This window comes from Paenibacillus sp. FSL H7-0735 (assembly GCF_038008505.1).
In the GTDB taxonomy this organism is placed as follows: Bacteria; Bacillota; Bacilli; order Paenibacillales; family Paenibacillaceae; genus Paenibacillus_AQ; species Paenibacillus_AQ odorifer.
Genome location: NZ_JBBOZH010000001.1, coordinates 833,153 through 847,539 on the forward strand (window position 1 = coordinate 833,153; position 14,387 = coordinate 847,539).

At 38.2% G+C, this 14,387-nt stretch carries 15 protein-coding genes; 7 read left to right on the forward strand and 8 right to left on the reverse strand.

Annotated elements, in window-relative coordinates; genetic code table 11:
- Nucleotides 1–3: 3 nt before the first annotated feature.
- Entirely contained in the window at nucleotides 4–1,554 is a 1,551-nt protein-coding gene (gene rlmD / locus NSS82_RS03710) for a 23S rRNA (uracil(1939)-C(5))-methyltransferase RlmD (protein WP_341109702.1), read from the forward strand.
- A gap of 76 nt (nucleotides 1,555–1,630) precedes the next feature.
- Here the strand turns inward: rlmD and NSS82_RS03715 are convergent, their stop codons facing one another.
- The 7 genes from NSS82_RS03715 to NSS82_RS32635 form a co-directional block, all read right to left on the reverse strand.
- Nucleotides 1,631–2,332: a hypothetical protein gene (locus NSS82_RS03715; protein ID WP_341109703.1), complete on the reverse strand. Its 702-nt coding sequence runs from the start codon at nucleotides 2,330–2,332 to the stop codon at nucleotides 1,631–1,633.
- A gap of 19 nt (nucleotides 2,333–2,351) precedes the next feature.
- Nucleotides 2,352–3,167 carry a hypothetical protein gene (locus NSS82_RS03720; protein ID WP_341109705.1) on the reverse strand — a complete coding sequence of 272 codons (816 nt, stop codon included), beginning with the start codon at nucleotides 3,165–3,167 and terminating at the stop codon, nucleotides 2,352–2,354.
- Nucleotides 3,168–4,241: 1,074 nt separating this feature from the next.
- Nucleotides 4,242–5,315 carry a hypothetical protein gene (locus NSS82_RS03725; RefSeq protein WP_341109706.1) on the reverse strand — a complete coding sequence of 358 codons (1,074 nt, stop codon included), beginning with the start codon at nucleotides 5,313–5,315 and terminating at the stop codon, nucleotides 4,242–4,244.
- Nucleotides 5,315–5,497 (reverse strand): helix-turn-helix domain-containing protein, encoded by a 183-nt coding sequence (locus NSS82_RS32630; protein ID WP_445668223.1) that lies wholly within the window; start codon nucleotides 5,495–5,497, stop codon nucleotides 5,315–5,317. Before NSS82_RS32630 ends, NSS82_RS03725 begins: the two co-directional genes overlap by 1 nt.
- Before the next feature lie 193 nt (nucleotides 5,498–5,690).
- Nucleotides 5,691–5,933, reverse strand: a complete 243-nt coding sequence (locus tag NSS82_RS03730; RefSeq protein ID WP_341109707.1) for a hypothetical protein — start codon at nucleotides 5,931–5,933, stop codon at nucleotides 5,691–5,693.
- Nucleotides 5,934–5,935: 2 nt separating this feature from the next.
- Nucleotides 5,936–6,139, reverse strand: coding sequence for a helix-turn-helix domain-containing protein (locus tag NSS82_RS03735; RefSeq protein WP_341109708.1), 204 nt, complete (start codon nucleotides 6,137–6,139; stop codon nucleotides 5,936–5,938).
- Complete coding sequence (locus NSS82_RS32635; protein WP_185134724.1) at nucleotides 6,139–6,318, reverse strand: helix-turn-helix domain-containing protein; 180 nt, start codon at nucleotides 6,316–6,318, stop codon at nucleotides 6,139–6,141. Before NSS82_RS32635 ends, NSS82_RS03735 begins: the two co-directional genes overlap by 1 nt.
- A 358-nt stretch (nucleotides 6,319–6,676) precedes the next feature.
- Here NSS82_RS32635 and NSS82_RS03740 point away from each other — a divergent pair, with 358 nt between their 5' ends.
- Both NSS82_RS03740 and NSS82_RS03745 read left to right on the forward strand, forming a co-directional pair.
- A complete protein-coding gene (locus NSS82_RS03740; RefSeq protein ID WP_341109709.1) occupies nucleotides 6,677–6,832 on the forward strand; it encodes a hypothetical protein in 156 nt (51 codons plus the stop codon).
- A gap of 2 nt (nucleotides 6,833–6,834) precedes the next feature.
- Entirely contained in the window at nucleotides 6,835–8,325 is a 1,491-nt protein-coding gene (locus NSS82_RS03745) for a recombinase family protein (protein WP_341109710.1), read from the forward strand.
- Between the two features lie 97 nt (nucleotides 8,326–8,422).
- Here the strand turns inward: NSS82_RS03745 and NSS82_RS03750 are convergent, their stop codons facing one another.
- Nucleotides 8,423–8,791: a hypothetical protein gene (locus tag NSS82_RS03750; protein WP_256718376.1), complete on the reverse strand. Its 369-nt coding sequence runs from the start codon at nucleotides 8,789–8,791 to the stop codon at nucleotides 8,423–8,425.
- Nucleotides 8,792–9,342: 551 nt separating this feature from the next.
- On the opposite strand from NSS82_RS03750, the gene NSS82_RS03755 reads away from it, so the two are divergent.
- From NSS82_RS03755 to NSS82_RS03770, 4 genes are all read left to right on the forward strand, one after another.
- Nucleotides 9,343–10,293: a phosphoribosyltransferase-like protein gene (locus tag NSS82_RS03755; protein ID WP_256718377.1), complete on the forward strand. Its 951-nt coding sequence runs from the start codon at nucleotides 9,343–9,345 to the stop codon at nucleotides 10,291–10,293.
- Entirely contained in the window at nucleotides 10,283–10,600 is a 318-nt protein-coding gene (locus NSS82_RS03760; protein WP_076272115.1) for a FaeA/PapI family transcriptional regulator, read from the forward strand. The genes NSS82_RS03755 and NSS82_RS03760 overlap by 11 nt, the downstream gene beginning before the upstream one ends.
- A 258-nt stretch (nucleotides 10,601–10,858) precedes the next feature.
- Entirely contained in the window at nucleotides 10,859–11,854 is a 996-nt protein-coding gene (locus NSS82_RS03765; protein ID WP_178944172.1) for a retron St85 family RNA-directed DNA polymerase, read from the forward strand.
- Between the two features lie 446 nt (nucleotides 11,855–12,300).
- Nucleotides 12,301–14,328 (forward strand): NACHT domain-containing protein, encoded by a 2,028-nt coding sequence (locus tag NSS82_RS03770; RefSeq protein WP_076272117.1) that lies wholly within the window; start codon nucleotides 12,301–12,303, stop codon nucleotides 14,326–14,328.
- Nucleotides 14,329–14,387: the final 59 nt, after the last annotated feature.

Here is a 14,387-nt window from a genome sequence, read left to right on the forward strand (position 1 = left end):
ATAATGAGTAAACACCGCAGTGGACGCAGCACCAGCCGCCCAGCCGGCAAGGCGCCTGTCGCCGGACTGCCTGTGAATAAAAATGATGAGGTTATGCTCGATATTATCGGCATGACCCATGAAGGTGAAGGGGTAGGCCGCGTAGAAGGCTTTACCCTTTTTGTGCAGGGAGCCCTTCCCGGAGAGAAAGTCCGGGCAAGGGTGCTCAAGACCAAAAAGCAGTATGGCTACGCCAAACTGCTGAATATAGTAGAAGCGAGCAGCGCCCGTATCGCGGCGCCTTGCGAGATCTATGACCAATGCGGCGGCTGCCAGCTGCAGCATATGGACTACACTGCTCAGCTGGCGTGGAAACGGCAACTGGTCGTGGACAACCTGGAGCGGATTGGGAAGCTTCGGGTGGCTGGTGGCGGGAACAGCGGAAAGAGCAAAGAGAATGAAGCTGTTGAGAGTCAGATAGATAGTGCTAACGATGGTGGCATCGTGGATGGTACGACTGATGGCGCTGGAGTAACTCAGACAGATGGCATTCTTGTTCGCCCTACACTCGGCATGGACGAGCCTTGGCGTTACCGCAATAAGGCACAGGTGCCAATTGGGGTTACAGAAGGCGGTCTTGTGGGCGGCTTCTACGCACGCGGAAGTCACCGTATCATCGATATGGAAACCTGCTTGATTCAGCATGAAGATAATGATGACGTTGTGCGCAAGGTGAAAGATATCGGCAGAGAACTTGGCATCTCTGCTTATAGTGAAGAAACCGGCCGTGGCCTGCTGCGTCATGTCGTCGTGAAGAAAGCTTTCCGCACAGGTGAAATGATGGTCGTCCTCGTAACCAACGGCCGCGACATCCCGCATCTGGACGCCTGGATCGGCAGCATCCGCGAACAGCTGCCGGATGTAGTCAGCATCTGCCAGAACGTCAACACTCAGCGTACGAATGTCATCTTCGGTGGCGAAACCCGCGTCCTGTGGGGCAGAGACGTCATCTATGACTACATCGGCGATGTACAGTTCGCTATCTCAGCGCGTTCGTTCTATCAAGTGAACCCGGCACAGACCGAAGTGCTGTACGGTAAAACCGTTGAATATGCCGGACTGACTGGCAACGAAACGGTTATCGATGCCTATTGCGGCATCGGTACGATCTCCCTCTTCCTGGCGCAGCATGCAGCTAAGGTATATGGTGTGGAGATTGTACCGGAAGCTATTGAGGATGCCCGGGCGAATGCGAAGTTAAATGAGATGAAGAATGTAGTGTTCGAGGTTGGTGCCTCTGAAGATGTCATTCCGAATTGGAAAGAGCAAGGGATTACGGCGGATGTTATCGTGGTCGATCCACCTCGGAAGGGCTGCGACCCGCGGTTACTTGAAACGATCCTTGCAATGAAGCCGGAGCGTGTGGTGTATGTGTCGTGTAATCCATCGACACTGGCAAGAGACTTGCGGGTGCTCGAAGATGGCGGATACAAGACAGTGGAGGTAACTCCGGTGGACATGTTCCCGCATACGGTGCACGTGGAGTGTTGCTCACTGTTGGTCAGGAAAGACTAATAATTGAGGTGTATTGGCGGAAAACAAAAGAACCAACAGTAATCGATTATGTAATCAATTGCTGTTGGTTCTTTGTTTAAGGAAAAATAATTCTTAGAATTCTTTCGGTTATCTCAAGATACTTATCGTTGGACAGATTTTTTCTGCAGAATAGAAAACCTCGCTGACTGAGTGAAATTAGAATATAGCCATTTGGGAAAGCAGTATCATGGACTATCAGTTCTATATTGGATAAAGATGCCCCTTGCGTTTGCTTGAAACGTTGCCAGTCTGCGCCACGGTTAACATCATCACCTTGAAGCAATGCGTTATTTAAATTGGGTAGATTTAATCTGCTGAACCAACCGGAATTAATTAAGATTCCTGAATTGCTTAGAACAATTCGTTCAACAGCCTGAATTAAATCAATTTCGATGGGGTAACATTTAACTGCTGTTTGTCCGCTAAGTCTATTAAAAGCTGACCTAGCGATATTCCCTTTGGCATTACCTATTGTTAGAGCATAGTCTAAGCCTGTTTTCTTATAAACAGAAATATTAAATGTTCTAAGAATCTCTCGAAAATCTCTTCCAAAAACAGTGCCCTCAATAGCAAACTTTTGATTATGCCTTATAATGTATTTATTGAAGTTATCTACATCGTTATTTTCGGCAGGATGAATCCGTGTTTCCGCTACTGCTTGTGCTCCTTCAATTATTACTGTTTCCTGACCTACTGCTGTAGATTCGAAGTTATCAGGAAATTCTGTAATGCTACTTATGGTAATGACCTTCCCCACAATATTTTCCTCCAGACTACTAGCTGATTAGTATATTTTTTAATGCATCCATAGCATTAGAAAAATCACCTTTATTTGTTGAAGTTATTGAGAGTCCCGAAGTGCTATTGATGCTGATAGTAGTGTTTGGGCTTGAAGCAATTTCAACACTTGAGTACCTAATTTTATATTTCTTAGGGTCAATGAGAAGTCCTTTATCACTCAAATTGTATTCTGTATTTTCATTGGTTATTGTCAGATTAATTTTCTCAAGTTTAGTATGTTCTAGAGATAACTGTTCAAGAAAATTATTAACAAAGAACTTAATGTTTTTTTCCATCCTATGGAACACGTTACCGCCATTTATCTCTAATTTCCAAACATTATCTTCGATTTGTTCGTCAAAATCACGGTAAATAGAAGGGGCAGTTTTTTTAATAATAATGTTAGCCGCCATCCCTCTGTGATAGATACTGTAGGTTAAGTCCGTATTTTGATTAACATCAAAGTTATTATTTTTGAATAGATTACAATTCGTAAGAGAGGCGGATAATATTGTTTTTATATTTTCAATGTTTTTATCAGAAGAAATATTGACTATTGCTTCCGTTCTGTTATCTATCTGCGAGAAGTTAAACCTTAGCAACATCCATCCGAATAATTTCTTAATTATTGGAATCTTCATTGCCACCATAGTAATTAATGCGATAATCAATCCGAAGAATGTTAGACCATCTGTACCAAATAATGACAACCAAGTAAAATCATCATTTACAAAAACGTATGCGTATATTGAGCCAACAAGAAAAGAAATTGAAATGACATAGAGAATATTGTTTATAAGTCTTTGGTACACAAAGTCCCCTCCCACAGAAAAGTGACGTAGGTAAATTGTACCATATAATGAAGGTGAATGAACATACTCACTCAATAAGAAAGTGCGTACAACGCCCTTTCAGAAAAATTTAGTACGGGGTAGAGAAGGGTAAACTCTGTCTCAACATAAACAAATAATTCATTCGATACCCGGTAGGTTTAATTAGATGCCCGTACAAACCCTGTGGAGCACATTAAAGGTGGTTCTGCTTCTATCAGTCTTTATAAGCCTTCTACGGCTCTTAGACCGTTTCAATCGCATTTGTTCCTTCTTGTTTCCTTCGATTAAGTTCACTGTAAAGTGAACTCTTGCTTACGCCTGTCATTTCCTCAATTTATGCTACCGTTAATTTTTCGCTCCCATGGAGCTTGATAGCTTTGTTTAGCTTCTTAATTATCTGTCTTAGGGCGACCGCCTCCGACGGTAGCGGCATATATTCAAAGTCTTATGAATAAAGTAAATTCAACCATAGAAGCCGCTGATATTATCATTGAATCAGGCGACCTCAATCATAGGGATAATTGGGGGGAGTAGAAAGGAAGCGGAGGAGTATTGGAATATCTTTGCAAACTTTGACGAGTCAACCGCTCCGGAAGTTAAAGAGGGGCGAGAGCAGTACTTCTACGGGTACTGTTCCCAAGGGGGCGGAATCTGCACGATTGGAAGTGAAACCCAACTTCATCTGTCCTTTTACTGGTAAACGTTTTGGGTCAATGGAAGCTTTGATAATGGCGGCTGTGCCGCACTTGGTGGAATCAGAGAACAGGAGGCTTGAAAAGATAAAGGAGTCAACGTAAAAAGTAATCATTCCTATTCCGCCGCTTTACAATAACCTTGAACTCCTGATTAGTCCGTACTACGTTGTTTTCAGTTCTTTTCTCGTTATTTAATGTAAGTTCTTAGAGAAGCGAAATGCTCAGGTATCACCTATGTAAAACGGGCAGGGGGTGGAAAAATAATTCCTTGAAAATCCGATTGGAAGGAAAATAAATTCCATGTGCAGGGAAAAATTTTTCCTTGTGTATGAAATTTATTTTCCTTTCGACCTTCTCTCTAACCACTAAGTCTTCTCATTAGTTCTTCAAGCGACATCCCCTTGTTTTCCTGTTTTGCTTCTCTTGTTTGCTGTGCCTTCATTTCAGCTTGACTCATGCTCTTATTGTCCTTGAATGACCGTTCTTCATACGGGGTATGTTTGCTTCCGGTCTCTAGGTAGCGTTGGACATTATAAAGAGCATCACAGTCCGCCATGAGAAAAGCTGTCGGAGTAATTTTTTCAGATGGCGGATAGTTTACGAAGAACGCTTCAATGTGACTTTTCATCATCGGCTTACGCTCTGCCTTCTCATGGTCTCGATAATGGTGCTGTAAGTCCTTAATACAGTCCTCGACTGTTTTACCCGTCTTACGACTCTTGGTGGTGTGATTCTTCCCTGTAACTTTTCGGTACTCTCTGAGGAAGTGACTTTCAAACTCTGGATATGACCATAACTGCACATCATCGGGTAAGGCTGTCTCTGTCGGTAAAGGCTTGTCTTTCTTGGTCTTTATCTTAGTTTGATTGACACCTATGCAAATCTTTCCGTTAGCTTGAAGGGATTCCCTCAGATAATTGCCGTATGCTTTTAGAATCGTCTCACGTTCGTTCTCAGCGGCGTTCTTTAACTTTATGACATAATCATGCTCCACGACTTCAATAGCGGCTGTGAAGGCTTCTAGCAAGGCATCCGCTTCCTGTCCTGATTGCAATTCAGTGAGGTAAATCACTTCATTTTCAATACGGCTCAGAAGCACATGAGGATTGTTTTCAGGGCAGTCATTGATGGTACATATGAACTCTCCACCGTCCCCACCTCGAAGGGAATAAGACTCGATAAACCCAAGTTCCTTCAATCGTTTGGCGTAGTTCTTAACTGTCCTGTCAACGCTGTTCCCGAATACTCTCTTTAGCAGAAGTCTCGACATGGCAACAGTTTTCAGTTCTCTGCCCTGTTTTTCGGCGGTATTGACGCGATTGGCAATAAGCCCAAGCAACTTCAATGAATCACCTGTCAAGCGGCTACAACATGCAACTTCGTTCGGAAGGGAGTAGAATCCGTTATGGTAGAGTATGAATCTATCCTTCATTACTTCCGCCCCCTTCTCTGGATGTACTCTACAACGGCTGAGCGGCTTATCATGTAAGAACAGGTCTTACCCTCACCTATCTTCACAGCGTCAAGCTGACGCGATTGTATGGCTCTCAGAATAGTTCTAGTGCTAACTCCAACAGCTTTTGCGACTTCTTTGCGACTCAATATTTCTTTCATGTCCTGTTCCCCCTTGGAATGGTATAAGTTAGTGACAGCAGAGGGTAAAAAAACAACCCTCTCGTGCTAGTAATCGTTGCAACCTATTGTTCAGTTGCAGTAGGAATTTCCTATAATGAGGGTACACGTTCCTTCTTATTGCCCCTGCCATGACTCAGCAGGGGCTTTCTTGTGTTCATTACCATTCGGACGGCTAGTCATTGTCAGGAAAGAGCCTATCCACGTCATAGTTCATTTCCCGTAGAAATGCCTTTAGGTCAGATTCTTCAATCCAGAACGGATATTTACCTACGCCCCGGATATTGCCGGGGATTCGTTCAACATGTAGCTTACCTTGCTTAACCCATCCGTAGACTGCATCTTCGCTTACCATTCGGCTACGACTGTGAGCAGATAGCTTATATGCAATTTGTGAGACCGTGTAATACTTCTTCATGACTAGCGTCTCCCCTCATTGATTGATAGCTCTACGAAGGCTCTTAAATCGGCTTCACGCACACGCCATAAAGAGCCGCCCAATTTCATTGCCTTAATGCGTCCCTCTCCAAGCCACTTGTAGCAGGTATTCATATCAATGCTCAATAGCTTGGCTACCTCGTCTGCACTGTACAAGCGACCTAGATACGTTTTCATGTCTTCCATTATTGCTGACCTCCCGTAGTGTTATTGAGGATGAAGTTCCTGAGACTTTCCTGAGGAATCCTAATTGAGCCACCGACTTTGCAACTTGGGAGTTGTCCGTTATGACACATGCCATAAACCGTTGTATAAGATAGTTGCAGTATGTCCATGACTTCACGGATGGTGAATAAGCGTTCCATGATGACCGCCCCTTTCGGTTGTGAATTTGTTACATACACAATATAAGGAAGCGGATTGCAGGATTAACAAAAGCGCGTAGAAATATTGAAGAATCTTTAATCATCCGATAAACACGGGACATTTAGTTCAGGAAGGGGAGAGAGAACGAAGGTAACTAATTTCTAAGCTTTATTGCACTTTGTGGGAACTTCGCTAATCGTAAAATTCGTTGATTTTATCTGTAAATTGAGATATTTGCGACTTTCATTTAAAAAGCGGATTCGGGTTATGCCGATTGAAAAAAATATTCATCCAACCGCAATTTTTTCCCCTCCCGGTGCGATGGTTACTGCGAACACGCCCAAGGGGGAGCAGAAAATGAATGTAGAACGCACTTATGATGATGGAGCAGTATTCCTAGACTTGTTTATGCCGCTCGTGTACTCGGAAATTGACAGACTGCTAGAACAAGAAGCCAATTCCCAGTATAATGAAGGCAACGCCAATACATCTCATAGTGAAGGAGCGGCGTAACTATGAGATGTGCAGTTTATATTCGTGTTTCGACAGATAAAGAAGAGCAAAAAACGTCATTGCAGAATCAGAGAAGCTTATTCTATGAATACCTTGAGAAACAAGGATGGGATGTATCTGATTTCTATATTGACGTTGAGAGTGGAACGACTGGTAAAAGAGAAAACTTGCAACGTCTGATAAAGGATGCCAAAGAACGAAAATTTGATGTTATAGCGGCAAAAGAACTATCACGACTTGCTCGTAATGGTGGTCTTTCCTATCAAATTAGGGATATAGCGATGGAGAACCGTATTCATATTGTCACTTTAGACAACGCAATTAACACGCTAGAGGGTAAAGGTGAAATGTTCGGGCTATACGCTTGGATGTACGAGCAAGAATCACAGCGAACGTCCACTCGAATTAAAGCCGCCCTCAGTAGTAAAGCAAGAAAAGGCGAGTTCAAGGGTTCAGTTCCGCCTTACGGGTACAGGCTGAACAGCGGAAGGCTTGTTCTTGCGGAGGACGACACCCCCAACAATGTAAAGCGGATATTCCGAATGTACTTGGAGGGAAAAGGATTCGATGCAATCGCACGTACCTTAACTCGTGAAGGATTTCCAACACCCGCCCAAGTTGTCGGCAAGAAAAACGCAGGGCTATACTGGCAAGGTACTTCTATCAAGAAAATCTTGACTAATCCTCATTACGTTGGCGACTTAGTTCAAGGAAGGCAGACAACAGTTAGTGTCACGTCAAAAGTACGTGAAGAAATTCCAAAGGAAAAGCAAATCATTATTGAAAACGCCCACCAAGCTATAATTTCAAGAGAAGATTTTGAAGCCGTCCAACAGTATATGGAGAGGCGAAAGCGACAACAAGCAAAGCCCAAGGCTAAGAAGCATCTGTTTACAAACTATCTTTACTGCGCTGATTGTGGGAAGGCTCTATGGTACGTCCATTACCGTAAAGGTTATGTTTGCGGTAACTACTATAAGCACGGAAAGCATGTTTGTAGCCAGCATAGCGTGAAGGAACGGCAACTCATTGAGGTTGTCTTGAGCGACATTCGGAACAGTGCCAAGACTCTTAATGAGAACGAGATTATGGGGCGGCTTGAGGTAAAGAGCCAACAAGCAAGAAAGCAAACTGAAAAGCAAATACAATCGCTAGAAAGACGTATTGAAAAGTTGAAGGAACAAAAGACAGGATTAATCAGGTTGTTGGCGAGCGGTACGATTACTGAGATAGAGTATAAGGAAGCAACGGAGAGCGGAAATGCTGAACTGTACAGCCTACAGGAACAGTTAAACGGCTTCCAGTCTCAACATGGGAATAAAAGTACAGGGGAAAGTATTGCTCGATTGAAGAAAGAACTCAAGCAGTTTATGAAGCTTAAGGAACTTACTCCTGAAATGGTGCATCGTTTGGTTGATAGGATTGAAGTTCAAGCGGATGGTTCGGTAAACATTCATTACAAGTTTGCCGCCACCGCTCTTCTTACGGCTTAATTTACAGTGACCGACACTCATCCCATGTGGAGTGTACAGTGTTACTAAAATGGAATGGGCAGGATTAGTTCCTGCATCCCTTGTTGTTCTAAAGTCCTTACGGATTGAGGACGGGATATGTTGTAAAGTATGGTTTTGATTGAACCGTCTTCATTATAACTTCGATTTTTTGTATAAGTCTTTGAAGTACCTGCTTCAAGACTTGCTCATCGCCAATGTCAAGTTCGGTGAATCGAGATATTTGCTTTCTAAAGGCACGGAGTTGTTCTTCTGTGTCTTTTTCTGTTTCAAGTAGGCTTACAATCGCCTTCCTTTTGGAAATCCTACCTTGTTCCGTTTGGATATGTTTATTCTGTGCTTTGAACTGCACTATACCGATAATTTTTTTTGAGTAGAGTTCCAAGAGGTTTTGAAATTCATTGTTAAGCTTCTTCAGGCTCTTTGTGACGCTAGCAAGCTCTTTCAAGTGTTGCTGTGCATTAGCCTTTGTGTTTATGAAGAAGGTGGGGCTTTATCAAGCATATTTTTGATGGGGAATAGGTATACTGGCTCTCTCTATGTCAATCTAGAAATATCACTCTTCTTGTTCTCGCCCCCATTAACATTATGATAGAGGCTTCTTTGTGCGTACAAAAGGATTTAGTCAAATTTTTAGTTTAGGAGGAGGTTATGAGCCTTAACTTTAGCACAAAAGTATTAACTTTTTCACTAGGCACTCGGTGGGGGGATAATAAAAAAGTAGCTTGGTAATGGTTGGGGAATGATATAATTAATCTTATCGTGTTTCAAGTAAAATAATGAAAAATTCTGTACATATTAGTGGATGTTTGATGAGTTGCATATAGATTTTGAGGTTGTATTCATAGATTATTAAATGATACTTATGTCTATGCCTCTGAAAATCAGCTCTTTACAAGTAAAATGGCTGTATTTCTGGATTCAAATCGGGGACACGTAATTGAAGATTAAATCCAAAATGAAAGTTATTGGGAATACAACCATTTAAATAATGGTTCAGTGCAAAGAGTTATTTACAAACTTGTTATTCGAGGGGTCAAAATGAACATAAATGAGGTCGCCCAGGTTTTTATAGAGAAATATGGTCAAGAAGAGCGTTATACTAAGGATATAGAAAGTAAGTTGGTATCGTGGTTAGAAAACACTACTTTAGAGGAAATAAAGGAGATTTTGTTGCATCTGTTTTCAGAATTTATTTTCTTTACAAAAAGAGAAATTAAAGAAGTGATGAAAAGTCAATTAGTAGATGTTCTAGGTAGTTATGCTCTTGAAAGTATTTGTATTATTCCTATGATTTCTAAAGATGGTAGAGCAAACAGTTCCTTTGATTTGACAATGCTCCTAAAGGAAGTTATTAAAGAAAATGATATAGAGTTGTACAAAGATACAATAAAAGTTGGTTTAGATCAAATTGATGACGATATCTCTACATTAATTTTTTTTGATGACATATCTGGAACTGGAGGGACTATTGTTACTTTTCTTAAAGAAAACAAGAGCGATTTAATTGGACGAAAAATTATCATAAGACTTATTGTAATTACTGAAACAGCGGAGATAATGATCAATGAGTATTTAGATACTCAAAAAGAACTTGATGTAAAAGTAATTGCAGAATATAAGTACGATAAGATTTTCAAAGACCATAAATTCTTAAATGATTCGCATAGAATACTAATTAATAATTTTGAAGAAACAATTTGGGGAAAAGGACATCAGAATATTATGGGATTTCGGGATAGCCAATTATTGGTAGGGTTTTCTCATAACATACCTAATAATACTATCAGTTCTTTTTGGTATCATACAGATTTTTCTGGGAAGAAAGAAGAATGGAATTCCTTATTTAAAAGATACACACAATTAAATAGAAAAAATAAAAAACAGTCCAGATCAAACCAAAACTTATCAGTTAAAAGAGAGGGTGGGGGGAGCAAGGTTGGATTATAAATATCTACTGATATTGGTGTATTTTAATTCGGTTCAGGCTAGCTACTCGTATAGTGAAATTAGTGATAGTTTTGGTCTAAGTTTTTTTCAGGTAGAAAGTTTAATTAATAAGCTTCAAGAGGAAAACCTGCTAGCATTAGACGGGTACTATAAACTTACTTCAACCGCTTTAAAGCTATTAGAAGAGTATAATATGTTAAACATAGATTACTTTGAGTCGTTTGAAGTTAAAAGTATATTTACAAAAAAATCAATGAGTTTTGATGAAGTATATATTCCAATTGGATTTACAAAAAAAATCAGGTAAACTATTATGTAATAGTCAGTAGTCTTCTAGATATGGTAGAGAGTCTCTATCGTTATTAATGTTACTTAATTGATATGTGAAAAGCAGGAAATCGCTACTTTTCACAACTACAACAAAAATCGTTGTAGTTGCAAATAATTTATGAAAACCACATCAATAATTTGCAGATTTTCAAAACAAGTTAAAGGTATTTTAAAAAACTAGATCAGAGTAGAAGCTGCTGACTATTTAAATGAGGGTGTCATGGACTTAAACTTAATGGAAGCAATGTTAATAAAAAAAGGATATGGACAAAGGTATAAAGAAACTTGTATGCAGTATGCGCAAGAATTAGCTGATCATGGATTACCTGTTATATTTGACAACAAACATTTATCATTATTAATGGGAATCGAAAGTAATATACTAGGATATTATATTATTAGTTCAAATAAATTTTATAAGGAACACCAAATAGCTAAATCAAACGGGTCGCTTAGAACTATTTCAACACCTAGCTATAATATGAAAACAATACAGAGATGGATACTTGATAATATCTTATCTTCTTTTGCTATTCATTCTAATGCATATGGATTTGTGAAAGGAAGAAATATTAAAGATAATGCTATAATACATACGAAGAAAAAATTAGTTCTTAACATAGATATTAAAAATTTTTTTCCTAGTATAAAATTTGAGCGTGTATTTTATATGTTTTACCATAACGGTTATACAAAAGAAATATCATATTCTTTAGCTGCATTGACTACATTCAATGGTGCTCTACCTCAAGGTGCGCCTTCCAGCCCGTCCATTGCAAATATTATTTGCCAAAGAATGGATAAGAGATTGTTGGCTCTTGCAGTAAAGATGAATGCTGACTATTCACGTTATGCAGACGACATCACTATATCAGGTGATGAAAATATTAGGAAATATATAGAAACAATAAAATCTATTATAATCAATGAAGGATTTGATATTAATTACAGAAAATTAAGATTACAGACGAATAAAAACATGCAAGAGGTAACTGGATTAATTGTAAATGAAGATGTAAAAGTAAAAAGAAAATACAAAAAAAGACTTGAACAACATATTTATTACTGTAAAAAATTTGGTGTTTATAGTCATTTGAAAAAAAATGAATCTGAAAGCAAATCGTATTTTAAAGAATACTTATATGGCATGGCTAATTTCATAAAAATGATTGAACCAGATGAAGGTATGGAATTCTTGGAAAAACTAGATGAGATTAATTGGGGGAGCTGAGATTCCCTTTTTTTGTGCATTCTGTGCTTTAATTTGATGAATGACCCGATATATATTTTAGAGCAAACACTATTCCTTCAGACATAATCATGTTTTGTTTTCACTGTATACTGGACACATGTGGAATGTTTCTCACTGTTGGTTAGGAATGACTAATAGTGACTAATAGTTGAGATGTATTGGCGGAAATAGCAAAGAGGGGCGAACCCCTCTTTTTTGTTATTATAATGAAAAGTCGAATTTGCTCATTAAGTATACCAAGAATCTTATTGGGTAAATTAGGGGGCTTATGAATATCTACTAATGGGAGTCTGCTCTTTATAGATTTTCTTGATATAATTAAAACTTTCGCCCCAATATTCGACAACTATATATTCCAAATGGAGGGGATGAGCGTTTTCTAAGCGAATATATCTTAGGAAAACATTTGTTGAGGTGATTAAAATATGGATGAGTTGGTATCAAAAACAATTATTACTACTGCTTCTACTCTATTGGCTGAACCAATAAAACATGTTCTTAACACATGGTTAAAACCGAAGTTAGAGACTATAAAGAAAAAGGGAGAACTGAATGAAAAATTAGAATCGTTTGTTTTTGATGTTTTTCATAGCTATCTAGCTAATTCTTATGAAGAACATCAATCAGTTAATATTATCGCCCTAGGACAACAGCAAATTAAGCTAGAACAAATATATATTCCTGTGACAATTTATTCAGAAGAAAAGAGAGAACGAATTATAGTTGATGGCTACAACTCTACGTTTGTTGAAAAATATAGAAAAATAGTTGTTGAAGATTCAGCAGGTATGGGAAAGTCAACTTTGATGAAAAAGATGTTTATTTCATCAATAGAACAAAATGTAGGAATACCGATATTCATCGAATTGAAAGAATTACATGAAAATCCAGATGTTGTATCGCTTATTTTTAAAAAAATTAATCAGTTAAAGGATGAACATAACAAGGAGTTTATTGTTGAAATAATAAATAGAGGGGATTTTATTTTCTTTCTAGATGGATATGATGAAATACCTTTTCTTCATAAGCAATATGTGACTAAAAGTTTGAAGCAGTTTATTGGACATGCCTCAAATAATACATTTATTTTGACATCTAGACCAGATGATTCACTCACTAGTTTCGGGCAATTTCAAAAATTTGAAATTCTGGATTTAACCAAAGATGAGGCTTTTAAGTTATTTGAAAAATTCGATGCTATTACACAATTAGACCTTTCCAAGGATGTTTCTAAACATATTGAGGAGCATCTTGAGAATAACCAATTTGATGACTTGGAATCCTTTTTAGGAAATCCTTTACTAGCATCCTTTTTATATTTGACTTTTAAGCATCAGAAGGATTTGCCTACTGTAAAAATAGAATTTTATGAAAAGGTTTATGACGCATTATTTGAGTTACACGATTTGTCTAAAGATAGTTTAAAAAGAGATAAATATAGTGGTCTAACTAAAAGGAATATGGAAAAGGTTTTAATGAAACTTGGATTTATTTGTGTACAAGAAAATAACAACGACTATGATAAAAATAAAGTATTAAAACTTATAAGTGAAGCCAAATCAAGTCAATATTTTAAAGAAATTGATGAAGAGAATATATTAAAGGATTTGACAGAGACAGTTCCTCTATTTTCAAAAATAGGACTTAAGTACAAATGGGCACACAAATCATTCATGGATTACTTTGGTGCTATAGCAATATATAACCATGAAAAACGAGAGGAAATACTTACAAGTATTTTCTGTAGCACGAACCTACCTATCTATTTAAATATGTTAGACTTCTATTATGAAACTGACAGACAGTTGTTTGATAAAGTCTTTGTTTATCCGATTATTAAGCAATTTATTAATTATATTGATGCATCCGGTGTTAACCCACACGAGGATGTGACTTTATTAAGTTATCTTGAGATTATTTATAACCGTATGTTCATCTTTGATTGTAGTGAGGAGATTCTTAATCTGAAGGAGAATGAAAGAGCAAATAGGTTCGATTTTGAAAAAGCCGAAAAAATAATTAGAAAAAGATATTCCATAAAGTATCCTGAAATAGGTAAATACCATAAAAAAAGTTCCTCTAAGAACAGTCGCCAGTTTTCGATACTTCTGATAAAAGAGCAGAGAATAGAAAATTTACTCTCATTGTTACTAAACAAAAAGAGTATTTTAGTACGCGACTTAAATTTTACTCAAGAAGAGCAGTTAATGGATGATTTTAAGAAACCTATAAATTTAGCAATAAGTTTTGAAAACCAACAAGGTATATTCTTACAAGATGAAACGGAGTTAAAAAGAAATATTTTCAAGATAGAACAGACTTTCGGACGTGGTTTTAGCAAAAGGAGAAACAGTAAATTAGTAGCATTAAGTTACTTTAACGCATTAGAATACATGCAACTCATCGAGGCAGAGAATAAATCTAAAGCAGATGATATATTTATTAATTTCTAATCAGATAGCCGCTCAAGTGAATGACAGGGCACTTTACTATGATTGTGTATGAGTAGGAT

Coding starts and splice junctions, on each gene's coding strand:
- rlmD (WP_341109702.1), top strand. CDS start 4: ATGAGTAAACACCGCAGTGGACGCAGCACCAGCCGCCCAGCCGGCAAG.
- NSS82_RS03725 (WP_341109706.1), bottom strand. CDS start 5,315: ATGAAGGATAGATTCATACTCTACCATAACGGATTCTACTCCCTTCCG.
- NSS82_RS32630 (WP_445668223.1), bottom strand. CDS start 5,497: ATGAAAGAAATATTGAGTCGCAAAGAAGTCGCAAAAGCTGTTGGAGTT.
- NSS82_RS03730 (WP_341109707.1), bottom strand. CDS start 5,933: ATGAAGAAGTATTACACGGTCTCACAAATTGCATATAAGCTATCTGCT.
- NSS82_RS03735 (WP_341109708.1), bottom strand. CDS start 6,139: ATGGAAGACATGAAAACGTATCTAGGTCGCTTGTACAGTGCAGACGAG.
- NSS82_RS32635 (WP_185134724.1), bottom strand. CDS start 6,318: ATGGAACGCTTATTCACCATCCGTGAAGTCATGGACATACTGCAACTA.
- NSS82_RS03740 (WP_341109709.1), top strand. CDS start 6,677: ATGAATGTAGAACGCACTTATGATGATGGAGCAGTATTCCTAGACTTG.
- NSS82_RS03745 (WP_341109710.1), top strand. CDS start 6,835: ATGAGATGTGCAGTTTATATTCGTGTTTCGACAGATAAAGAAGAGCAA.
- NSS82_RS03765 (WP_178944172.1), top strand. CDS start 10,859: ATGGAAGCAATGTTAATAAAAAAAGGATATGGACAAAGGTATAAAGAA.
- NSS82_RS03770 (WP_076272117.1), top strand. CDS start 12,301: ATGGATGAGTTGGTATCAAAAACAATTATTACTACTGCTTCTACTCTA.